Origin of the sequence: Bacillus sp. MHSD_36 (assembly GCF_030757775.1) — a bacterium.
In the GTDB taxonomy this organism is placed as follows: Bacteria; Bacillota; Bacilli; order Bacillales; family Bacillaceae_G; genus Bacillus_A.
The window spans coordinates 528,662-551,196 of sequence record NZ_JAVBIS010000004.1; the positions used below are offsets into that span (position 1 = coordinate 528,662).

The following is a 22,535-nucleotide window of genomic DNA, read 5'->3' on the forward strand; positions in this document are numbered from 1 at the left end:
TCAGGCTAATGCAATATAAATATGTAATTGTGCGTTAGTTGGATCTGTTGCTTTTTCATCATAAAGCTCAAAGTCTGTTGTAAAAGCACGTTTGTTTTCTTTTGACCATTTCCAAATATATTCCCAAGCTTCGCAAACGACTTCAGCAACTGGTCCCTTTCTCGTTGTAAATACCGCATATGTAGCGGCAGGTATTGTTAAAGTTGTCATATTTTCAGGTACGTCTTCTAATGAAGAAACGGGCATACCGATTGTAAATTGATATGTACCTGTTTCATCGGATTCGTAATTTGAGTAAAAAGCGAATGTTTCTTTCGTTTGTTGATTCGGGATGTGAGACATGATTTGTTCTTGGAAGTATTGGTTCCAGAGCCCGGGAATTTTTCCTTCAGTAGATGCCTCTATTTCATTTGTCGTTGTAATTGAAACACCGATTGCTTGGAAAGCCTCTTTTCTTACGATAATAGGTTCTTTCATCTTAAAATATCCCCCTTATTAAATGGAACATTTGTTCTTGTTTATTGTAACATATTTTGGAAGGATACGGTAGCGCAATAAAAAAAGAACTCCTTCACGTAAAAGGAGTTCTTTTCATTTCTATATTAAAACATACTAGAGCTGTGCATCGGTTGAAGTTTTGCGTTTGGATCAAAGTAAGCTTTTGTATTGTTTACTGCTGTTGGTGCTTCACCGAAGCCGCAAGCAATGAGTTTTACTTTTCCTTCATATGTACAAATGTCACCAGCAGCGTAAATGCCAGGAATATTTGTTTCCATTTTCGAGTTCACGAGAATGCTGTTTTTTTGTATATCTAGGCCCCAGTTTTTAATTGGGCCAAGGGAAGAAACGAAGCCGTAGTTTACGATTACATCATCAACATCGATGATAATTTTTTCTTCCGTTTTTACATGTTGAAGAACGACTTGTTCAATTTTGTCATCTCCAATGAGTTCTACTGGAACGTACGGTGTACTTACTTCTGCACGAGAATTCATTAAGCTTTCTACGCTATGTTCATGCGCACGGAATTTATCACGGCGATGAACGATTGTAACTTTTTCAGCGATTGGCTCTAACATCATTGTCCAATCAACAGCTGAATCACCGCCGCCAAATACTACGACGCGCTTACCAGCAAATTTATTCATATCATCAACGAAATAATGTAAGTTTTTCTTTTCATACTTTGCTGTACCTTCTAATTCTAAGCGGCGTGGTTGGAAAGCACCATTGCCAGCAGTAATAATAACTGATTTAGAATAGTGAGTTTGCTTATTCGTAACAAGTTTAAATATACCGTCAGCTTGTTTCTCAAGCGTATCAACAGCTTCTTCTAAACAAACGGTTGGATCAAATTTCTTCATTTGCTCTTTTAAGTTATCAACTAATTCTTGTGCGCGCACTTTTGGAAATCCAGCTACATCATAAATGTATTTTTCAGGGTATAGTGCGGATAATTGTCCTCCAAGTTGAGGTAAGCTTTCAATGATTTTTACACTTGCTTGTCTCATACCGCCATAAAATGCTGTGAACAGTCCTGTTGGACCACCACCAATAATTGTTATGTCGTAAACTTTTTGATTTTCTGCCACTTTCATTCCCCCTATAGATGGAATTTTGATATTGATTTCATATATTGTTCATATGTACACGAAAATCCTGCAAATGATGACACTTTCAAATAAATGATAGCATATTTGAGTTCATAATACTTCTGAAAACGACTGAATTGTGTGTAAGTTTTCGCATATGTGCTTTTTCAATTGTATAAAATATGGTGAAAGGAAAATACATGAAAAAAAGGCTGAAAAACCCTTGAAAACGCTATGTTATTTTAAAATATTGATAATTCTCCAGACGCTTGAATTCTGGAATAAAACCGACTAATATAGGGAAGTATTATGTTAAATTTCTATGACAAAATTCGTACGATTTTTTGACTGCGTTTTGTTATGATGTAGAATGTGATAAATTCCACATTCTTGACAAATAGAGTTTTTAGTACTTGGTATTATTTTTTATTACTATTATATAAAGAAAAGGGTTGTGATTTGGTGAAGACTCCAAAAATCGTAGTTTTAGGTGCAGGTTATGGCGGGATGATTACGACTGTTCGTCTGCAAAAAGCATTATCTGTAAATGAAGCTGAAATTACGTTAGTAAACAACAACAGCTATCACTACCAAGCGACTTGGTTACATGAGAGCGCAGCTGGTACATTACAAGATGAAAAAATCTGTCTAGATATTCAAGACGTTATTGATACAAATAAAGTGAACTTTGTACAAGATACAGTAGTAGAAATTAAAGCTGCTGAAAAACGCATCATCTTAAAAGATGGCGAGTTAGAGTATGACTACTTAGTAATTGGTCTTGGTTTCGAATCAGAAACATTTGGAATTACAGGATTAAAAGAGCATGCATTCTCAATCGCTAACATTAATGCAACTCGTGAAATTCGTGAGCATATGGAAGCTAGTTTCGCTAAATATGCAACTGAAAAGCGCGATGAGCTAGTAACAATCGTTGTTGGTGGCGCTGGATTTACTGGTATCGAGTACGTAGGTGAGCTTGCAAACCGTGTTCCTGAACTTTGCAAAGAGTACAATGTACCACGTGAAAAAGCACGTATCATCTGTGTAGAAGCTGCTCCAACAGCACTTCCAGGTTTCGATCCAGCGTTAGTAGAATACGCTGTGAAACAACTTGAGAAAAAAGGTGTAGAATTCCGCATCGGTACAGCAATTAAAGAAGCAACTGAAGAAGGTATTATCGTTGCGAATGGCGATGACACTGAATTAATTAAGTCTGAAACAGTAGTTTGGGCTGCAGGTGTTCGTGGTAACGGTATTGTGGAAGAGTCTGGATTTGAAGCAATGCGCGGACGTGTAAAAGTTGATGAGTACATGCACGCTCCAGGATACGAAGATGTATTCATGGTTGGTGACGCAGCGTTAATCATTAACGAAGAAATTAACCGTCCATACCCACCAACAGCGCAAATCGCAATTCAACAAGGTTACAACATTGCACACAACTTAACTGTATTAGTTCGTGGCAAGGGCGAAATGAAAAAATTCGTATTCGACAATAAAGGATCTGTATGTTCTTTAGGTCATGACGATGCAATGGGCGTTGTTATGGGCAAAAAGTTAACAGGTTGGAAAGCTTCCTTCATGAAGAAAGTTATCGATAACCGTTACCTATTCTTATTAGGTGGACCTTTATTAGTTCTTAAAAAAGGTAAATTAAAGTTCTTTTAATATATAGTAGAAAAAGCAGAAACGGCTAAGAGCTGTTTCTGCTTTTTTCATTTAAAAAATATAGTATAATATATAAAAAAGAAAGAATATTCTGTCCGTTCCGGTAGAGGAGGGTATTACATCATGGAGAAACGAGGGAAAGTATGGCTAGCTGTTAGTGGTTTAGTAGCTACAAAAGATGGCAGGTGGTTGTTCGTTAAGAAAAAATACAGTGGATTAAAGGGGAAATGGTCTTTGCCGGCTGGTTTTGTAAATGAAGGTGAGACGGTTGATGAAGCTGTGAAACGAGAAGTGTTAGAAGAGACAGGTATTGTCGCTCATGTGAAGGGGATCATTGGTGTTCGATCGGGCGTGATTCGCAATGAGATTAGTGATAATATGATTATTTTCCTTTTGGAGCCTGAAGGGGAAGATATTATTGTTCAGGAGAAGGAATTGTCTGAAGTAGCGTTTCTACATCCAGATACGATTGCGGATAATCCAAATACGTCTGTACTTATTACATATTTGTTAGAAAGACAATCAGAATTACATCTTGAAATGGACAAAACATTAAATCCAGGAGAGCAATTTGGTTATACAGCCTATCATGTATTTACGGCGCATACGAAGGAGAGGGAGAAAGAGTGAGTATACCGGTACTACTTATTTCAATGATGCTATTCTTTATTTTGTTTTTTGGAATTGGATTTTTACTCAACATGATTTTGCGAGCGACGTGGGTAATGGTTATTGTGTATCCGATTGTTTGTATGCTTATTATTAATAAGGCGAGTATGTGGGATTACTTTTCAAAACCAAAAGAAACATTCTCTTCATTTGGGACAAGTGTATCGCATTTAGGACAAGCGGATGTATTTATTTTATCTACTGGATTAGTAGGTGCTGCTTTAGCCGGAATTGTCATTAAGAAACTCCGGAAAAGCGGATATCAAATGTTTTAATCTCCAATTCATTTGGAGATTATTTTTTTGCATATTCCTTCATCGTATAGGGAATGATTAACGATGAAGGAGTGTGGAATATAAAAATGTTAAAACGATATTGTATTCGCATTATGATGACTTGTTTACTTGTATCCGCATTGTGCGTAACATGGAATGCTTTCACAGGAATTTCTTTATTAGAGATCGTAAAGAAATATGAGGGAACGAGTGCAAAAGAAGTACATGCAGCAGAAGTTAAGAGAAATGTTGCTCCGAGTAAAGAAGTGATAAATGCTTTAGAGCAGGCAAACGACTGGTCTAAATATCGTTCAATTGAAATGACTGCAACGGGTTATACATCAGGAATTGAATCAACTGGTAAGAGGCCGGGACATCCGGAGTATGGTATTACATATTCAGGTGTTAAGGCGAAAAGGGATTTATACTCCACAATCGCAGCGGACTTACGCGTATTCCCAATTGGGACAATTTTATTCGTACCAGGCTATGGATATGGTGTAGTAGCTGATAAGGGCGGTGCGATAAAAGGAAACCGTCTTGATTTGTATTATGATACGGTGAAAGATGTTTATAGCCAATGGGGTAAGAAAAAAGTAAATGTGTATGTAGTGAAAGTTGGAAATGGTAAGTTTTCAGAAGAAGAGTTAACGATGTTGAATCAAGACGAAACGATGCAAGTGTTCCGCGGTCAATATTTAAAACAAAGATAGTCTAGTGGTAAGTACGCTAGACTTTTTTAGTTTATCCCACTTTAATGGGCAGTAAGACCCCCACCTCAAAATGCAGCGAAAGCAAAGAATTTAGGTGGGAGTCGGGTTGCCCATTAAAGTCCGATTGGTGAGGGCTGATTAAAGTTTTACTTTATAATACAGATAAGAGGAGAAGTTAGAATTGTCGCATTTTATCGAAAATAAAGTTATAATAAAGACAGAGTAGAGAAATTTAGGGGGTCTGAACATGTTTCAAGTACAAAAAGAATTAGGAAGCCATGAAGCGGTAATCGTTGCCTTATTTGAAGAAGAAAAAACGAGTAGTTTTGTACAAGAACTGGACAAAGCGTTTGAAGGACAATTACAAGCTTTATTAGAAGAGAAAGAACTTTCTACGAAGAAGAAAGCTATTTCAAAAGTACATAGTTTAGGAAAAACAAATGTGAAACGTTATTATTTCGTTGGTTTAGGTAAGAAGGAATCTTATACAACGGAAACATTACGTGCGGCTCTTGGTAAGGCGTTTAAAATGTTACAAGCAGCAAAAGTACAAGATGCAGCAATCTTACTGGATTCTTTCGTAACAGAGAAACTAGATGCAATTGATGTAGCTCATATTGCAGCAGAAGTACAAAATCTTGGTACATATGAGTTAGAAACGTATAAATCAGATAAAAAGGATCGTGTGGAGTTAGAGAAGTTCATGGCTATTACAGCGGAAGATGCACAAGAAATTGAAGCTGCATTAACAGTTGGCTACGTACATGGACATGCAACAAATTCAGCTCGTACACTTGTAAATATGCCGCCAAACGTATTAACAGCGACAAAGCTTGCTGAGTATGCTGTTGAGTTAGCGGAGAAGTATGATATGGATTATAAAGTTCTTGAGAAAGAAGAGATGGAAGATCTTGGAATGGGTGCGTTGCTTGCAGTAAACCAAGGTAGTGTAGAACCACCAAAAATGATCGCTCTTATTTATAAAGGAAAAGAAGAGTGGACAGATGTCATTGGATTCGTTGGAAAAGGAATCACATACGATACAGGCGGTTATTCTTTAAAACCACGTGAAGGTATGGTCGGTATGAAAGGTGATATGGGCGGTGCAGCTGCTGTGTTAGGTGCGATGGAAATTATCGGTGAACTTCGCCCAGAGCAAAATGTGATCGCTGTTATTCCATCAACGGATAACGTTGTAAGTGGTACAGCATTTAAGCCAGACGATGTAATCACATCTATGAGCGGAAAAACAATTGAAGTATTAAATACAGATGCAGAAGGTCGCCTAGCGTTAGCTGACGGTATTACGTATTCGAAAAAATTAGGTGCAAACTATCTTATTGATGTTGCGACATTAACAGGTGGTGTAATTGTTGCACTTGGAAATCATACAACAGGCGCAATGACAAACAATGAAGAGTTGTTTGAGAAAGTGCTAGAGGCATCTATGGAAACAGATGAATCAATTTGGCAATTACCGATTTTTGATCGTGATAAAGAACGCGTGAGAAATAGTAAATTTGCTGATTTAAATAACTCACCAGGCCGCGAAGGACATGCGGTTATGGCAGGTACATTCCTAGGTGAATTCGCTGAAGATACACCTTGGGTACACTTAGACATCGCTGGAACATCTGAATCATCAGGAGCGCATGATTTAGGGCCAGCTGGTGCAACAGGTGCAATGGTGCGTACACTTGCAACACTTGTTGAACGTTTCGGAGAAGAATAAGATAATAAGAGAAGGCTGTTCCAATATTTTGGAACAGCCTTTCTTATTGATATATGTGGTGTTCCGGCCGATGTAATTTCACTTTATAAAGAAATCGTATATAACGTCCCATTTAAAGCGAATGAAGTGCGACCTGTTTCTTCAGAGACAACTAAAATAAGGGCATCGCTTTTTTCCGATAATCCAATTGCAGCTCTGTGACGTGTTCCTAGCTCAGGATCAACTTCTGTACTTTTCGTGAGCGGAAGAATATTGGCAGCTGAGACAATATGATTATTTTTAACGAGAACAGCTCCATCATGAAGAGGGTTACCTGGATAAAAAATCGATTCGAGCAGTGGTGCGGTTAAATGAGCGTTTAACGTTGTTCCAGTTTGAATACAAGAATCAAGCGTCTCGTTTCGTTCCACAACAATAAGAGCACCATGTTTTCTGGCGCTTAAATGTTGGATAGCTGTCGTAATAAAAGATGAACTTTCTGTATAAGGTGATAAATATGCCTGAATATAGTATGTAGCTGCCAATGTTTGTACATTTGCTAACATATGATGAATATCTTCCATTTTGCATAAAATACATTCGTCTTCTTTATCGATTGCGTTCCTCATAATTGATAGTTCTTTTTCAGCAATTTCAATCATTTGCTTTGTTTGTATTTTGAGCTCTTCTGACAAGCCCCATTCGCGCATAATCCTCATTCCCTTTAGTGGAGTATTTAACAGTAGTGTATACAAATATTCCTAGTAAAATCCTGCTAGATTTTATAAAATATTGAGATACAACATGTTTTTTTCATATAATAAAGGTATGACGAGCGAGAGGAGAGAGAAGAATGAATTGGAAACAAGAATTTAGTCGCTGGCTTTCTTACGCACAATTAGATGCAGAATTAAAGGAACAGCTAGAAAATATGAAGCAAGATGAGAAGAAAATTGAGGATAGCTTTTATAAAAATCTAGAGTTTGGCACAGGTGGTATGCGTGGTGAACTTGGTGCTGGTACGAACCGTTTAAACGTATATACAGTTCGTAAAGCAACAAAAGGATTAGCAAGCTTTATCGAAAAGTTAGGTGAGGAAGCGAAAAAACGCGGTGTTGTTGTAGCGTATGATTCTCGTCATAAATCACCTGAGTTCGCAATGGAAGTCGCTGCTACACTTGGTGCACATGGTATCACAACATATGTGTTTGAAAGCTTACGTCCAACGCCAGTGCTTTCTTTCGCAGTTCGTCATTTACATACAGTGAGTGGAATCGTTCTTACGGCAAGCCATAATCCACCAGAATATAACGGTTACAAAGTATACGGTGAAGATGGTGGGCAGTTGCCTCCAAAAGAAGCTGATGAGTTAATCAGCTACGTAAACGCAGTAGAAGACGAGTTAACAGTTGAGGTTGCTAATGTGGAGCAATTAAAAGCTGACGGTTTATTACATATTATTGGACAAGAAGTAGATGATGCATATGCTGCAGAATTGAATAATGTCATCATTAATAAAGAAATGGTGGAAAAGGCCGGCAAAGACTTAAAAATAGTCTTTACACCATTACACGGAACATCAAATATTTCTGTACGCCGTGGTTTAAAAGAAGTTGGATTTACAGATGTAACAGTTGTAAAAGAGCAAGAGTTACCAGATCCAAACTTCTCTACAGTAAAATCACCGAACCCAGAAGAGCATGCAGCGTTTGAGTATGCAATTCGTGATGGTGAAAAGGTAGGAGCGGATGTATTAATCGCAACAGATCCTGATGCAGACCGCCTTGGTGTAGCAGTGCGTAATCATAATGGTGAGTTCCAAGTATTAACAGGAAACCAAACAGGTGCCTTAATGCTTGATTATTTACTATCACAAAAGAAAGAAAACGGAACACTTCCAGAGAACGGTGTCGTATTAAAAACAATCGTAACGTCTGAAATCGGCCGTACAATCGCGAAAGCATACGGTTTAGATACAATTGATACGTTAACTGGCTTTAAATTTATCGGTGAGAAAATTAGACAGTATGAAGAAAGCGGACAATATGAATTCCAATTCGGTTATGAGGAAAGCTATGGTTATTTAATCCGCCCATTCTGCCGTGATAAAGATGCAGTACAATCTGTCCTATTCGCATGTGAAGTAGCTGCATACTACAAATCACAAGGGAAAACGCTATATGACGGTCTATTAGAAGTATTTGAGAAGTACGGCTTCTTCCGTGAAGACCTTGTATCGTTAACGTTAAAAGGAAAAGATGGAGCGGAAAAAATCCAAGAGATGATGGCAACGTTCCGTGAAAATCCTCCGAAAGAAGTAGCGGGCTTAACAGTCGTGGCAGTTGAAGACTATAAAGCAAGCATCGTTACATCTTTACAAGATGGACATAAAGAAGAGATTCACTTACCGAAATCAAATGTGTTAAAATATCAATTAGAGGATGGTTCATGGTTCTGCCTACGTCCATCTGGAACTGAACCGAAGATTAAGTTCTACTTTGGTGTAAAAGATAGTTCTTTACAAAATAGTGAACAAAAGTTACTTACTATTAAAGAAGACATTATGAATCGTTTATAATACAAAGTAATTTTAAGTAGTAAGGAACAAAAGGGAGCGAAATCTCCCTTTTGTTTTATGTAGGAAATGATTGCTATTGATTCCGACAGGAGAGAGGGTATTTTGTGATGAAAAAAGTAAGAAAAGCGATAATCCCAGCAGCTGGATTAGGAACACGTTTTTTACCAGCAACGAAAGCAATGCCGAAAGAAATGTTACCGATAGTAGATAAACCAACTATCCAATACATTGTAGAAGAAGCAGTGAAATCGGGTATCGAAGATATTATTATCGTTACTGGTAAAACAAAGCGTTCTATCGAAGATCATTTTGATAACGCATTTGAACTAGAACAAAACCTATTGGAGAAGAAAAAATATGAGTTGCTTGAAAAAGTACAAGCTTCTTCAAAAATGGTAGATATTCATTACATCCGTCAAAAAGAACCGAAAGGGCTAGGACATGCTGTTTGGTGTGCACGTAAATTCATTGGGGATGAGCCGTTTGCAGTGTTACTAGGTGATGATATTGTCCAAGCTGAGAAACCATGTTTACGTCAATTAATGGATGAGTATGAAAAAACACTTTCTTCTGTTATTGGGGTACAAACTGTTCCAGAGTCGGAAACACATCGCTATGGAATTATCGATCCATTAGAACAAGAAGGTCGTCGTTACCAAGTTCGCAATTTCGTTGAGAAGCCAGCGCAAGGTACAGCACCTTCAAACTTAGCGATTATGGGACGTTACATTTTAACACCTGAAATCTTCATGTTCTTAGAACAGCAACATGTTGGTGCTGGTGGCGAAATTCAGTTAACAGATGCTATTCAAAGCTTAAACGAAATTCAACGTGTATTCGCTTACGATTTCGAAGGAAAGCGCTACGATGTAGGTGAAAAGTTAGGATTCGTTCAAACGACAATTGAAATGGCCCTGCAACACCCAGAATTACGTGATGACATGGTTGCAATGATGAAGAAAATTTTAGAAGAACAAGCGAATCAAGAGTCTTAATATAAGAAAAAGGAGTTATTTCAGTGCGCTGAAATAACTCCTTTTTCTTATGAAATCGTCGAATGAGAATGCTGATAAGCGGAACGACGTACAGCATAATATATACGAGGTGCGATAATAGCACCGATAATTGTAAATACAATATCTTTTACTGCGAACCACATCATAATCATCCAAGCAGCTTTATAGCTCATATTACCACCCATGAAGAAATTAACTGCCCCGTACATATAAGTAGTGCCGATAATATAAGTTAAAATGATTCCTGTGAACGAAGCAATTGCAAATGTACGAAATGTTGGTTTTTCCTTTTGTTCTACGAGTTTTCCTGAGACGTAAGCAACGATAATAAATGCGATAATAAAACCACCAGTAGGATCTAAGAGTGCTCCAAATCCAGCTTTGAAGTTAGCGAAGATTGGCGCACCTGCTAATCCAACAAGCATATAAACTGTCATTGATAATGCGCCAAGTCTACTTCCAAGAAGAAGCCCTGCTAAAATTGCGAAAAATGGTTGCATAGATAATGGGATGCCCGCTACTTGTAAGAAAGGTGCCCAAGATACAATATTTGCACCAATGGCCATAAGAGCAACGAACATGGCAGCTAATGCTAAATCTAAAACATGAAATCTCCTCATAATGTTAACCTCCTGTTGTTTTTAGGTTAACATTATCGTAGCGAAACTATTTACTTGTTGTCAATCAAAATATTTTGATAAGAGTGCTTCAAATCCTCTCTTAGCAACGTATACGGAATACGAAATTGTGGAATTCCGCTTGAATAAGGAGCGATCTCATATAGAGGGAAATAAATGACGAGATTGTTCGGCTCTAAAAAGAAGTGAAACTTTTTCGTGCTCATGACCTTTTCAGTTGCATCGGGAAAATAAATGCTTTCATTTTGTTTAATTTGTCTTACAATCTCAGCGCGTATTACTTCTTTATATTTATCTTTTTGTTGAAATAAATCATCTAAGCGTAGTAACTTTTTTTCGTTTAAATCAAATGTGTTTGCTTTCCACGTATAAAGACCGTGCGCACCACCTGTATATTGATAGTAATTCAAATATAGGCTGAGAAAAGGTGGTTTATTTAAAGAAACTTTATAATCAACATTTGCCACGTATGGATGAAATGGTGTACTAGATCCTTCTGTTTCTTTATAATATTTTTTTGCGTCTTTTTCTAATCTGGTTTTAAATTTGTCAGTAGATTTTTTGTAATAGAAATTGAGCTTATTTTGAAATTTAGAATCAGAAAAGTTATGAAATGAAGGTCTATTAATTTGATATTCTATATAAGGTTTCTTACCTTTTTGCGTTACAGTCTGAACATCGATTGTCAGGTTAGATGCTTTGGCTGCTAGTGCACAATTTGGTACAATAGTCAGCAAGGAGAACATAAGCAGTAGTATACAAAATTTCTGTTTCATTTAGGTGAAACCTCCTTATATAAGTGTTATACGTAGTTTGAAAATAAACAGGTAAAATTATACATTTAATTAAAGTAAGAGAAGGGGGAAGCGGTATGGCAAAAACTTTAATGGATTCACTTGGGATTGAGTTGTTAGAGATGACAGAAGATAAGGTGGTTGCTACGATGCCTGTTGATGAGCGTACGCATCAGCCGTTTGGTTTTTTACACGGTGGTGCATCTGTTGCATTAGCAGAAACAGTAGCAAGCGTTGGTTCATACAATTTAATTGATCAAGAGAAATGCATCTGTTTCGGTCTAGAAATTAATGCAAATCACATTCGCTCAAAGAAAGATGGAATTGTAACGGCAATTGGAACACCGATACATAGAGGGAATTCAACGATGGTTTGGGATGTGCGTATCATTGATGAGAATGACGATTTATTATGTATTTCAAGGTGTACAGTAGCAATTAAAGAAAAACGTGAAAAGTAAAAAAGAGGCGCTCTCATGAGCTGCCTCTTTTTTTTATCATTAGAACTGGATTTTCTTCTCTAAGAAACCTTTTAGTTCGCTAATTGGCATACGAACTTGTTCCATTGTGTCACGGTCACGTACTGTAACAGCTTTGTCTTCAACTGAGTCGAAGTCATAAGTGATACAGAATGGTGTACCGATTTCGTCTTGACGACGGTAACGTTTACCGATAGAACCAGTTTCATCAAAGTCTACCATGAAGTCTTTAGCTAGTTCTGCGAATACTTCAGTAGCACCTTCAGATAGCTTTTTAGATAATGGTAAGATCGCTGCTTTGTATGGTGCTAAAGCAGGGTGGAAACGAAGAACTGTACGAGAATCGTTTTCTAATTGCTCTTCTTCATATGCATCACATAAGAATGCTAATGTTACGCGGTCAGCACCTAAAGATGGCTCGATGCAGTACGGTACGTAACGCTCATTCGTTTGTGGATCAATATAGTTAAAGTCTTCGTTAGAATGTTCCATGTGACGTTTTAAATCGAAGTCTGTACGAGATGCAACGCCCCATAGCTCGCCCCAACCGAATGGGAATTTGAATTCAATATCAGTTGTTGCGTTACTGTAGTGAGATAACTCTTCTTCACCGTGGTCACGAAGACGCATGCTTTCTTCAGTCATACCAAGTGAAAGTAACCAGTTCTTACAAGTTTCACGCCAGAATGCGAACCACTCTAAATCTTCACCAGGCTTACAGAAGAATTCAAGTTCCATTTGTTCGAATTCACGTGTACGGAATGTGAAGTTACCAGGTGTGATTTCATTACGGAAGCTCTTACCGATTTGGCCAATACCAAATGGAAGTTTTTTACGCATAGAGCGTTGTACGTTTTTAAAGTTTACGAAAATACCTTGTGCTGTTTCAGGACGAAGGAAGATTTCGTTTGTGCTAGACTCTGTAACACCTTGGAATGTTTTGAACATTAAGTTGAACTGACGGATTTCAGTGAATTCTTCACTACCGCAATCAGGACATTTTACTTCATGTTCTTTCATTAAGTCAGCCATTTGGTCGAAAGTAAGACCATCAACAACCATTTCGATGCCTTTTGCATCTAATGCATCTTCAATTAATTTGTCAGCACGGTGACGCGCTTTACATTTTTTACAGTCGATCATTGGATCATTGAAGTTACCAACGTGACCAGAAGCGATCCAAGTTTTTGGGTTCATTAAAATAGCTGCGTCTAAACCAACGTTGTATGGAGATTCTTGAATGAATTTTTTCCACCAAGCTTTTTTAACGTTATTTTTTAATTCGATTCCAAGTGGACCGTAATCCCAAGTGTTTGCAAGACCACCGTAAATTTCAGAACCAGGGAAAACAAAACCGCGATGTTTCGCTAAGTTTACTACTTGTTCCATTGAATACATAAGAAAATCCTCCTTTTGAAAGTTAACGTATTGGCGATGATATGCTCAGATGCTAGTGAAACGAGCGGTATATGCTTTGAAAAACATAAAAAAAAACGCTCATCCCAAGGCTTAATTGCCTAGGGACGAGCGTTTGCCCGCGGTTCCACCCTAGTTGATACACAAAAGGTGCATCCACTTTATCACGTATTGCTCGAGACTGCCGTTTCCTTGCAGCTTCAGGCTTTCACTATCCCTGAATCGCTTTTTGTGCAAGTACTTATAAGTCCGTCATCGCTACTTATATTAATAATAATGAACATATTCTAACACGTTCTTTTTTAAATCTCAATAGAGGAACGCGTCTATCTATGATAGAGTCTCGCCTATTTTTTCGTTATTTATTCCGTAATTTTGTTTAATGTGCTTAATTGCTTCACGTTTACTGAGCGGGGCAAGCTCGTTATTTTGCACGTATTCCCATACTACATCGGGCTTTGTTTTTGCATATTCACGAAGGACCCAGCCAATTGCTTTTTGAATGAAAAATTCTTTTGAAGAATGTAGTTGTCCAATAATCCAGAAAAGAAGTTCTTCATCCATCTTTTGTTTATATTTTAGCTGGAACAAAATAGCGGTGCGTTGTAACCATATGTTATTTGATGCAATCCATTTCGGAATATAGGCAGAAATTAATTCCGGGCGTTGTAAAAAGATATTGCCTAAAAAGGTAGGGACGATGCTATCAACAGTATCCCACCAAGACTTTGTGACAATGAGTTCTTCTAAGAAGGGGATATGAGTTTCGTTTATATGCTTTTTATATTTTTGCATAATATCAAGTGCGGCCGCTTGAAATTCACGTTCTGGTAAATCCCAAAGCTCACGTATGATAACTTGGAAGTCTTTTGAATCTGGGAGAGTATGTATTTGAATAACGTCTTTTAATAACTGTCTTCTCTCGGGGGTTTGAATACCGAGAAATGGGAAGTGATTTTTCATATAACGTGCCATCGGTTCTGCTTTTTCCGCATTTTTGTGAGCTATGAAATGTTCTTGTAGTGCTTTTACAAATGGATGCATCAGTTGTTCTCCTCTCTAATTATCTTACTCCTATTATTATACAGAGAGTTTGGTTAAATTTTAAAACATAACTTGCGATGGAATGAAATATGTTGAGAGTAGAGAGGAGAGGATAAGATGGAAGATCAAGGTTTACTAGCAGGTTTCTTTGCTCTTAGTTTTGCGTTTATTCTTGTTGTATTGATTTGGGCAATTATTGCGTATTTATTAACGGCTTTTGCACTGTATACGATGGCGAAAAATAATGGTGCAACCGATGGTGTTCTTGCATTTATTCCTTTTTTAAATAGTAAGATATGGGGTGATTTAGCGAAAGATAAATTACCAGATTTCTTGAAAGAAGAAGCGGGATGGAAAGTATTCGGTATATACGTCGCATGTTTCATTTTTAATTTCGTACCAATTCTATATTTAATAGCAACAGCTGTATCGATTGTGCTGTCTATTTATCTTATCTACGCAATTTTAGATAGGTACGGAACAAACTCTATATTATTTACAATTATTCATACAATCACATTTTCGGTTTTCTTACCAATTCACTTATTTATTATTCGGAATGAGCCGGTAAGATATAACGAATAGATATATGCATGGAGCTGTTTCAAAGATATTTTGGAACAGCTTTTTGTTGACCAAGAAAAAAGGGCTGTCACATAGGACAGCCCTTTTTTACTACATAAGGTAGCGTACATAAATATAAATATGAGAAATGATTAATGAAACGATCATTATTGGGAAACCGACTTTTAGGAAGTCCATGTAGCTAAACTTATGTCCTTCGCGGCTTGCGATACCTGCAACAATTACGTTAGCAGAAGCTCCGATTAATGTTCCGTTTCCACCTAGACAAGCACCTAATGCTAATGCCCACCATAATACGTCGATTTGTGCGTCAGAAGGTGATAATCCTAGCCCAACTGCCATATCGTTAATAAGTGGGATCATTGTTGCAACGAATGGAATGTTATCAATTGTTGCCGAGGCGATACCAGATACCCATAAAATAAGGATAGATGCGTAAGAGATATCTCCGCCCGTTATGCCAATTACTTTTTGAGCTAACATTTTAATAAGACCGATGTCGATAAGTCCTCCAACGAGTACGAATAGTCCTGCGAAGAAGAAGATTGTTACCCACTCAACACTTGCGAATACCTCTTCAATTTCATGTTCTTTCACACCAATTAGCATAAGGATAGTGGCACCAGTTAAAGCGATGATAGCTGCATCAACATGGAAAATTGAATGAGTCATGAAACCTACAATTGTAAGTCCAAGTACTGTTAAAGATTTCTTCATTAATACTGGATCTTTAATATACTTCTTTTCATCTAAACTCATTAATTTCTTAACTTGTACAGGATCAGCAATTAATTGTTTACGATACATGAAGTAAAGTATTGTCGCTGTCACACCAATAATAATGATTACGATAGGTGCTAAGTTGAATAAGAACGCATTGAAATCTAAATGCTTATTTGCAGAACCAATCATAATGTTAGGTGGATCACCAATTAATGTTGCTGTTCCTCCAATGTTTGAAAAAATAATTTCAGAAAGTAAATAAGGAACAGGATTTACTTGCAGTATGCGCGTAATAGATAAAGTAACTGGAACAACAAGAAGTACAGTTGTAACGTTATCTAAAAATGCGGAACCAAGCGCAGTAAGTAAGGAAAGGGAAATTAAAATTTTAATTGGATTTCCTTGTGCTCCTTTTGCTGCTTTAATGGCAACGTATTGGAAGACACCCGATTTACTCGTAATGTTCACCAAAATCATCATACCGATGAGTAGCGTAATCGTCCCCCATTCAATATGTTTCGTAAAGGCGTTATGTAAATCAACGACCCCCATAATTACCATGAGTGCTGCGCCAAGAAGTGCGATGACAGCGCGATTGATTTTTTCAGAAATAATAATGGCATATGTAATTAAAAAGACTGCGATAGCAAAATAATACTGCCAGTTTGCGAGCTCTTGCGTTGTTTCGTGCAAAACTCTCATCTCCTTTCATTCACTTTTCTTAGTGTGTCAAAAAGTAACTAGATGAAACACACATAACGTCATTATAAAGTAGAAAAAAGGAGGATGTAAATGAAAGGGTTTATTTTGTCATATTTTCTGCATCGGTCATTTTTTCTTATTTTTAAAAATATTTGCGGGTATTTGACATATATATAAGATACATCCAATCTGAATATTTAAAATGGAATTAGCATTCGAGCTTGTTCGTGTAGGAGTGTCAAATAGAAAGGAATGACAAAGATGATAAGGAAGGGATCGTATGGATGAACAACGATTTTTATTTTTGGATTTTGAGTTTACGATGCCCCAGCACAGAAAAAAACCAAAAGGATTTTTCCCGGAAATTATTGAGGTAGGACTCGTTTCGGTTGTTGGCTGTAAAGTAGAGGACACATATTCAGCTCATGTTAGGCCGAAAACTTTTCCTTCATTAACGGATCGATGTAAGAAATTTTTAGGGATTAAACAAGAAGCCGTAGATAAAGGAATTTCGTTTCCAGAACTCGTTAAAAAACTTGCAGAATATGAAAAGAGATGTAAACCAACCATTGTTACGTGGGGAAATATGGATATGAAAGTGTTGAAGCATAATTGTGAAATGGCGGGAGTCGACTTTCCGTTCTTAGGGCAGTGTCGTGATTTATCAATGGAGTATAAGAAGTTTTTTGGGGAGAGAAATCAAACAGGATTGTGGAAAGCAATTGAGGCGTATGGAAAAGTAGGGACAGGTAAGCATCATTGTGCGCTAGACGATGCGATGACGACGTATAATATTTTTAAATTAGTAGAAAAAGATAAAGAATATTTAGTGAAACCAGCACCTCCAACATTAGGAGAACTCGTTGATTTTTCAAAAGTGCTAAAGAAGGTGAGTACACAGTAACGACCAAATTGCACAGTATGTAATTTGGTCGTTTTGTTTTTTTAAAGTTTGTAGTCTTTTTTTAACTGCTCTAATGTTTCTAGACTACGAACCGCAAAAGGTGAATCATCTTCAGAGAATGAATTCATTTGAGTTTCTAATGCTAATTTGAGTGACTCTGTATACTCTGGAATTTCTCCTTCATATTTCTTCACCATTTGCTCTGGAATGTTCGTTTGTTCACGGAAAGCTAAAGCACGTCTTTCATGGAAAAATGGTACATCCGCTTGTTTTACGTTATGTAAGTCACCTTGCACTGGATGTTTTAAAACAGCTAATACTTTTACGACGTAACTGCCAGGACGGCTATTTGTAACTTCGCCGATGTATTTTCCAGTTTTATAAATACCAGTAACGATTTCGCCAATTTCAAATGTTTCTCTCATATTTTTCACCTCAAGTTTATAGTAAGGAAAGTAGGAGAAGGAGTCAAAGAAATCATTTGCTTTCAGAACGTCCCCTTGAGAATATGAATCAGTTCAACTATAATTTAAAATAATATAACAGAAAATTCTGATGGTTTTCAAATCCTATAATAAGGAGTGTTCTATATGATGCCTTTATACTTCCCGGAAGATAAAACAGAATATATTATTCCAGGGATTGTTTGCGTTCTATTTATCATTGGTGCGGTTGCCACGTGGCGTATGTTCATTCGTGTATCAAAACGAGAAGCAGATCGATTACAGAAAGTTGAAGAAAAGCTGTTAGCTGAGAAGAAACAGTAGCTCATTTTTGTATGTTTCCCTCTATGCTCGGACAATCTAAGGGCAGAATGTATTTTGGAGGGAATAGAATGAAAAAACGGCTTTTTTTCAGTTGTTGTTTAATATTTCTGATGGCAGGTTGTGACCAAGGAAAGCCGAAGGAAATTGACGTGAAATTACATAATGCTTCAGGCGATGAAGTTGGGACTGCGAAAGTAGTGCAGCAAACAAGCGGAGTGAAAATTAAGATTAAAGGGGAAGGGTTCACACCTGGCCCGCACGGCATACATGTACACGAAATTGGTGAGTGTAAAGCACCACGATTTGAATCATCTGGGAATCATTTTAATCCTGATAATAAAAAGCATGGACTCCTTAATCCGAAGGGGGCAGAAAACGGTGATTTACCAAACGTAATCGCAGACGGTTCTGGGAAAATTAAAGCAGAAATCGATGCGCCGCACATAACGCTTGAAGAAGGAAAAACGACGATTCATAGAAAAGATGGAGCGTCTATTATTATTACAGAAAACGCTGACGATGGTATGACACAACCGACAGGTAAATCAGGTAATCGAATTGCTTGTGGTGTTATTGTAAAAAAAGCGTCGGATATGAAGAAAAAGTAAAAGCTACCGTGCGCGGTAGCTTTTTTGTTAAACGCCGATAGTGGCAACTGTAGAAAAGGAGGTTGTCCTAAAAATGGGACAACTTCCTTTTCTATTATGAAAACGTATGACGCAGTCTATTCAAAATCTCTTCTAAAACAGATCTTGGACAGCCGATGTTAATTCGAATATGTTCTTCGCCGCCTAATCCGTATTTTTCACCAGGCTCAACGATGATTTTCCCTTTTTCCTCAAGCAATGTGGTACGTTCGTTTTGAGAAAGTTGTAGGCGAGAGCAATCAATCCATAGCAAAAAGCTACCTTCTGGCTTCGTTACAGAAAGAGCAGGTATATGATCTTTAATATATTTACAAGCAAATTGAGCGTTATCTTCTATATATAATCGAATTTCATTTAGCCAATCGTTACATTCTGTATAAGCGCTTTGCATTGCTGTATAGGCGAATGTATTTAATCCGTGGAAACCTTGTCTATATTGGATAGAGGTAAAGGTTTGACGGAGTTTTTCGTTTGGTATGATAATAATCGATGCTTGTAATCCAGCGATATTAAATGTTTTACTCGGAGCCATACAAGTAATGGTACGCGCTGCTAATTCTTCTGATAAGGAAGCGAATGGTATGTGTGTATGGTCTGCGTAAATAATATCGGAATGAATTTCATCCGCGACAACGATTATATTATATTTCGTACATAACGCACCAAGCTGTGTGAGTTCCTTTTTTGACCAAACACGCCCGATTGGGTTGTGAGGGCTACAAAGAAGCATAAGTTTGACGCCTTGTTGGAATTGATTTTCTAAATGCTTGAAGTCTATCGCATATGTATCATTTTGTTTCTGTAATGGACTCACGCATAATTGTCTATTGTTTGTTGTAACCATTTCGAAAAATGGGGGATAAATAGGTGGTTGTACGAGAACGGATTCATTTTCCTTTGTGAAGGCCTGTATGCTCGTACTAAGAGCTGGAACGATTCCCGCGCTAAAAACAATCCATTCTTTTTGAATATCCCAGTTGTACTGTTTTTTTGTCCAGTTACAAATAATATCTCCAATATTTTCAGGAGGAAGTGTATAGCCGAAAATAGGATGTTCGATACGTTTCTTTAAAGCAGTTTGAATTGGTTGTGGTACTTCAAAATCCATATCAGCAATCCAAGCATGGATAAGTTCTTCGTTTTTATATGTATCCCATTTTGTACTATGAGTTCCACGGCGATTGACTGTTTTATGAAATAGTTGCATAAGTTTGCCCCCTTCTTCTGTAAAACCGTTAAGTTATGAAAGTTCTCTCTCTTCTTATAGAATAGCTGATATGATAGGATAAAGAAAAGTATTAAAAAGTGAAAAGGCGGGAAGCGAATGGGTACATATGAAAAGATGATAGAGGTTGTGAAGAATTGGGATCCGTTTCAAATGGGACCGGAGTTTTACGAAACAGAAGCGAGCGATGTTGTGAACGTCGCAAGTGTGTTTGACGATCCAAAATATATCGCAAAAAAGATTCAACATATATACTTTATGTCTTTTGAGGAAGTACCTGCGCTTGAAAAATGTGAGAAGTTAGCTGTGGAATTACTTGTAATAAAAGAAGGCGGAAGTTGTTCATTGTAGGCTGTCGGAATTTCCGACAGCCTTTCATATTATTGCGCAGAAAAAGCGATAATTTCTTCATACACATGTTCAGGTTTTTCTTCAGGTAGTAAATGCCCTGTATTTTCGTAAGAAATAAATTTCGAATTCGGTAAATCTTTGTGTAGACGATGACCTACATGTACAGGGACGACTCGATCTTTTTCACCCCAAATGAGTAGCGTAGGTGTTTCGATTTTTTGTAATTCAGTTGAAGATAAGTCACCTTCACGATCGCGTATCATACGAGTTAAAGCGGGGAAGATACGGTTGTCATAAAAAGGAGCAGAGTAACCTTCCTTCATCTCATCATCAATTAATGAGTGATCATGAACGACATTCATTAAGTTATGAACGATGCCGCGCCGGATAATCCAGTTCTTTACATATAAATGAAAGAACGGTAAATAAGAAGAATATAGCAAAGGCAAAGCTGCACGTGCTAAATAGCTAGAGCTACACAGTAAAATTGTCTTTGAGATTAATTCAGGACGTATACGGTTTACATAAAGAGAAATTTGGCCACCCATAGAATGCCCAACTAATATAATATTTGAGAGAGATAAGTGTTCAATTAAATCAATAATAACTGTTGCTAAGTTGTGATAAGAATACTTAAATAGATGCGACTTATCACTTTTACCGAACGGTGGTAAATCAAGAGCCAGTACGGTTCCTTCCTTCGATAGTAAAGGGATAAGACGGCGGTAACTGAATGAGGAAGATAAAAAGCCGTGAACGAGTACGAAAGTAGGACGTTCTGTTTTATTGTTATGTTCATACAATTCGTAATGAACAGTAGTGCCGCGAGTGGAAAAAGTGAAATAAGGACAAGTATATTCGTGATTCATTTTTTGTCACTCCATTGATTTTTGTTCATATCATCTCCAAGGCAGAAAAAAATATGTTAACAAAAAAAGGCAAGATGACGATGTCATCTTGCCTTTCACTTATTCATTATTATGCGCGAACAATATTAGGCGGTGTTTTTCCTTGTAATCCTGCGACTAAATTTTCAGCGGCTGTCATAGCCATTTGCCGCCTAGTTTTTAATGTTGCAGATCCGATGTGCGGTAAAGTCACGACATTTTGTAAGGATAAGAGCGGATTGTCTTTTTGAATCGGCTCTTGTGTAAAAGTATCGATGCCTGCTGCAAAGATTTTCTTTTCTGTTAAGGCATGGATTAACGCTTCTTCATCTACTGTTTTCCCGCGAGAAGCATTAATGAAGATTGCTGTTTCTTTCATTAATGAAAATTCCTTTTCTCCGATAAGATGATACGTTTCATCTGTTAATGGAGTAAGAAGAACAATAAAGTCAGATTGCTTTAATAGCGTCTGTAGATCACAATATGTAGCATCAAATTTTTGCTCTGCTTCTTCTTTACGGCGACGGTTATAATAAAGAACATCCATATCAAATCCGAATTTTGCTCGTTTTGCCACAGCTTCACCAATTCTGCCCATTCCGATAATACCGATTGTACTATGGTGTACATCTAGCCCGAAGTGCTCTTTTCCAATTTCGGCATTCCATTCACCATTTTTTACGTAGGAGTCCAGTTCACAAACACGACGACTAGCAGATAACATAAGAGCGAAAACGAGGTCAGCTACTGTATCATCTAGTACGTATGGTGTATTCGTTCCGATTACATTTCTCTTTTCCATCGCTTGTAAATCAAAATTATCGTAACCGACAGAAATGTTGCTCACTACTTTTAAGTTAGGAGCTACCTCTAATAATTCTTCATTAATAGCAGATCCAAAATTTAATAAACCGTCTTTATCTTGTATTTTCTCTAATAGGATATCACGCGGTACCTTCTCATTTTTCTCCCATTTTTCATAATCACAGTGTTCTGATAAATATGTTTCTACAAATGTTGGAACTGGTTCGGCAATATAAACTTTTGGTTTCACGGTTCCATCCCCTTTCGCTTTATCATGCATTTTTCCGCTGAGTAAAGTTTCACTTTACCCCGCTTTAACGGACAGTAAGCCTCTCGCCTCAAAA

General features: G+C 37.4%; 25 protein-coding genes. 13 read left to right on the top strand and 12 right to left on the bottom strand.

Going from position 1 to position 22,535, the window contains the following annotated elements:
• Positions 1-477: a GyrI-like domain-containing protein gene (locus Q9B79_RS19850; protein WP_306186872.1), complete on the bottom strand. Its 477-nt coding sequence runs from the start codon at positions 475-477 to the stop codon at positions 1-3.
• 125 nt (positions 478-602) lie between these two features.
• Positions 603-1,592 carry an NAD(P)/FAD-dependent oxidoreductase gene (locus Q9B79_RS19855; protein WP_306186874.1) on the bottom strand — a complete coding sequence of 330 codons (990 nt, stop codon included), beginning with the start codon at positions 1,590-1,592 and terminating at the stop codon, positions 603-605.
• A gap of 462 nt (positions 1,593-2,054) precedes the next feature.
• On the opposite strand from Q9B79_RS19855, the gene Q9B79_RS19860 reads away from it, so the two are divergent.
• The 5 genes from Q9B79_RS19860 (at position 2,055) to pepA (ending at position 6,652) form a co-directional block, all read left to right on the top strand.
• Positions 2,055-3,263 carry an NAD(P)/FAD-dependent oxidoreductase gene (locus Q9B79_RS19860; RefSeq protein WP_142337708.1) on the top strand — a complete coding sequence of 403 codons (1,209 nt, stop codon included), beginning with the start codon at positions 2,055-2,057 and terminating at the stop codon, positions 3,261-3,263.
• A 123-nt stretch (positions 3,264-3,386) separates the two neighbouring features.
• Positions 3,387-3,893: an NUDIX hydrolase gene (locus Q9B79_RS19865; protein WP_306186876.1), complete on the top strand. Its 507-nt coding sequence runs from the start codon at positions 3,387-3,389 to the stop codon at positions 3,891-3,893.
• Entirely contained in the window at positions 3,890-4,207 is a 318-nt protein-coding gene (locus tag Q9B79_RS19870; RefSeq protein WP_000027015.1) for a YuiB family protein, read from the top strand. The genes Q9B79_RS19865 and Q9B79_RS19870 overlap by 4 nt, the downstream gene beginning before the upstream one ends.
• A gap of 86 nt (positions 4,208-4,293) precedes the next feature.
• The gene (locus Q9B79_RS19875; protein ID WP_306186879.1) at positions 4,294-4,920 is read left to right on the top strand and encodes a 3D domain-containing protein; all 627 of its coding nucleotides are present in this window, start codon (positions 4,294-4,296) and stop codon (positions 4,918-4,920) included.
• Positions 4,921-5,167: 247 nt separating this feature from the next.
• A complete protein-coding gene (pepA, locus tag Q9B79_RS19880; protein ID WP_306186882.1) occupies positions 5,168-6,652 on the top strand; it encodes a cytosol aminopeptidase in 1,485 nt (494 codons plus the stop codon).
• An 83-nt stretch (positions 6,653-6,735) separates the two neighbouring features.
• On the opposite strand, the gene cdaS is transcribed toward pepA, so the two are convergent.
• Positions 6,736-7,341 (bottom strand): sporulation-specific diadenylate cyclase CdaS, encoded by a 606-nt coding sequence (gene cdaS / locus Q9B79_RS19885; protein WP_306186886.1) that lies wholly within the window; start codon positions 7,339-7,341, stop codon positions 6,736-6,738.
• 143 nt (positions 7,342-7,484) lie between these two features.
• On the opposite strand from cdaS, the gene Q9B79_RS19890 reads away from it, so the two are divergent.
• Positions 7,485-9,209: a phospho-sugar mutase gene (locus Q9B79_RS19890; protein ID WP_306186888.1), complete on the top strand. Its 1,725-nt coding sequence runs from the start codon at positions 7,485-7,487 to the stop codon at positions 9,207-9,209.
• A 107-nt stretch (positions 9,210-9,316) separates the two neighbouring features.
• On the top strand, positions 9,317-10,204 hold the full coding sequence (gene galU, locus Q9B79_RS19895) for a UTP--glucose-1-phosphate uridylyltransferase GalU (RefSeq protein ID WP_002097988.1): 888 nt from the start codon (positions 9,317-9,319) through the stop codon (positions 10,202-10,204).
• 47 nt (positions 10,205-10,251) lie between these two features.
• Here the strand turns inward: galU and Q9B79_RS19900 are convergent, their stop codons facing one another.
• Together Q9B79_RS19900 and Q9B79_RS19905 are read right to left on the bottom strand one after the other, a co-directional pair.
• A complete protein-coding gene (locus Q9B79_RS19900) occupies positions 10,252-10,845 on the bottom strand; it encodes a biotin transporter BioY (RefSeq protein WP_306186889.1) in 594 nt (197 codons plus the stop codon).
• Positions 10,846-10,895: 50 nt separating this feature from the next.
• Positions 10,896-11,639 (bottom strand): DUF3298 and DUF4163 domain-containing protein, encoded by a 744-nt coding sequence (locus Q9B79_RS19905; protein ID WP_306186891.1) that lies wholly within the window; start codon positions 11,637-11,639, stop codon positions 10,896-10,898.
• A 95-nt stretch (positions 11,640-11,734) separates the two neighbouring features.
• On the opposite strand from Q9B79_RS19905, the gene Q9B79_RS19910 reads away from it, so the two are divergent.
• Positions 11,735-12,118: a hotdog fold thioesterase gene (locus tag Q9B79_RS19910; RefSeq protein ID WP_001140611.1), complete on the top strand. Its 384-nt coding sequence runs from the start codon at positions 11,735-11,737 to the stop codon at positions 12,116-12,118.
• Between the two features lie 39 nt (positions 12,119-12,157).
• On the opposite strand, the gene Q9B79_RS19915 is transcribed toward Q9B79_RS19910, so the two are convergent.
• Positions 12,158-13,534 carry a glycine--tRNA ligase gene (locus tag Q9B79_RS19915; RefSeq protein ID WP_000287154.1) on the bottom strand — a complete coding sequence of 459 codons (1,377 nt, stop codon included), beginning with the start codon at positions 13,532-13,534 and terminating at the stop codon, positions 12,158-12,160.
• A 348-nt stretch (positions 13,535-13,882) separates the two neighbouring features.
• Entirely contained in the window at positions 13,883-14,596 is a 714-nt protein-coding gene (locus tag Q9B79_RS19920; protein ID WP_306186896.1) for a DNA alkylation repair protein, read from the bottom strand.
• Between the two features lie 117 nt (positions 14,597-14,713).
• Between Q9B79_RS19920 and Q9B79_RS19925 the strand changes: the two genes are divergently transcribed.
• Entirely contained in the window at positions 14,714-15,181 is a 468-nt protein-coding gene (locus Q9B79_RS19925) for a hypothetical protein (RefSeq protein WP_306186898.1), read from the top strand.
• 90 nt (positions 15,182-15,271) lie between these two features.
• Here the strand turns inward: Q9B79_RS19925 and Q9B79_RS19930 are convergent, their stop codons facing one another.
• Positions 15,272-16,597, bottom strand: coding sequence for an ArsB/NhaD family transporter (locus Q9B79_RS19930; protein WP_306186900.1), 1,326 nt, complete (start codon positions 16,595-16,597; stop codon positions 15,272-15,274).
• A gap of 289 nt (positions 16,598-16,886) precedes the next feature.
• Here Q9B79_RS19930 and kapD point away from each other — a divergent pair, with 289 nt between their 5' ends.
• The gene (gene kapD / locus Q9B79_RS19935; protein WP_306186903.1) at positions 16,887-17,510 is read left to right on the top strand and encodes a 3'-5' exonuclease KapD; all 624 of its coding nucleotides are present in this window, start codon (positions 16,887-16,889) and stop codon (positions 17,508-17,510) included.
• A gap of 41 nt (positions 17,511-17,551) precedes the next feature.
• Here kapD and kapB read toward each other — a convergent pair whose 3' ends face one another.
• Positions 17,552-17,935, bottom strand: a complete 384-nt coding sequence (kapB, locus tag Q9B79_RS19940) for a kinase-associated lipoprotein KapB (RefSeq protein WP_001209345.1) — start codon at positions 17,933-17,935, stop codon at positions 17,552-17,554.
• Between the two features lie 165 nt (positions 17,936-18,100).
• On the opposite strand from kapB, the gene Q9B79_RS19945 reads away from it, so the two are divergent.
• Both Q9B79_RS19945 and sodC read left to right on the top strand, forming a co-directional pair.
• Positions 18,101-18,277, top strand: coding sequence for a hypothetical protein (locus Q9B79_RS19945; protein ID WP_000982762.1), 177 nt, complete (start codon positions 18,101-18,103; stop codon positions 18,275-18,277).
• A gap of 68 nt (positions 18,278-18,345) precedes the next feature.
• Entirely contained in the window at positions 18,346-18,885 is a 540-nt protein-coding gene (sodC, locus tag Q9B79_RS19950) for a superoxide dismutase [Cu-Zn] (protein ID WP_306186907.1), read from the top strand.
• 94 nt (positions 18,886-18,979) lie between these two features.
• On the opposite strand, the gene Q9B79_RS19955 is transcribed toward sodC, so the two are convergent.
• Positions 18,980-20,131: a MalY/PatB family protein gene (locus tag Q9B79_RS19955; protein ID WP_306186909.1), complete on the bottom strand. Its 1,152-nt coding sequence runs from the start codon at positions 20,129-20,131 to the stop codon at positions 18,980-18,982.
• 117 nt (positions 20,132-20,248) lie between these two features.
• Here Q9B79_RS19955 and Q9B79_RS19960 point away from each other — a divergent pair, with 117 nt between their 5' ends.
• The gene (locus tag Q9B79_RS19960; RefSeq protein ID WP_000537632.1) at positions 20,249-20,500 is read left to right on the top strand and encodes a YugE family protein; all 252 of its coding nucleotides are present in this window, start codon (positions 20,249-20,251) and stop codon (positions 20,498-20,500) included.
• A 29-nt stretch (positions 20,501-20,529) separates the two neighbouring features.
• Here Q9B79_RS19960 and Q9B79_RS19965 read toward each other — a convergent pair whose 3' ends face one another.
• Together Q9B79_RS19965 and Q9B79_RS19970 are read right to left on the bottom strand one after the other, a co-directional pair.
• Positions 20,530-21,369, bottom strand: coding sequence for an alpha/beta fold hydrolase (locus Q9B79_RS19965; protein WP_306186912.1), 840 nt, complete (start codon positions 21,367-21,369; stop codon positions 20,530-20,532).
• Positions 21,370-21,478: 109 nt separating this feature from the next.
• Positions 21,479-22,471 (bottom strand): 2-hydroxyacid dehydrogenase, encoded by a 993-nt coding sequence (locus Q9B79_RS19970; protein WP_306186915.1) that lies wholly within the window; start codon positions 22,469-22,471, stop codon positions 21,479-21,481.
• Positions 22,472-22,535 lie beyond the last annotated feature (64 nt).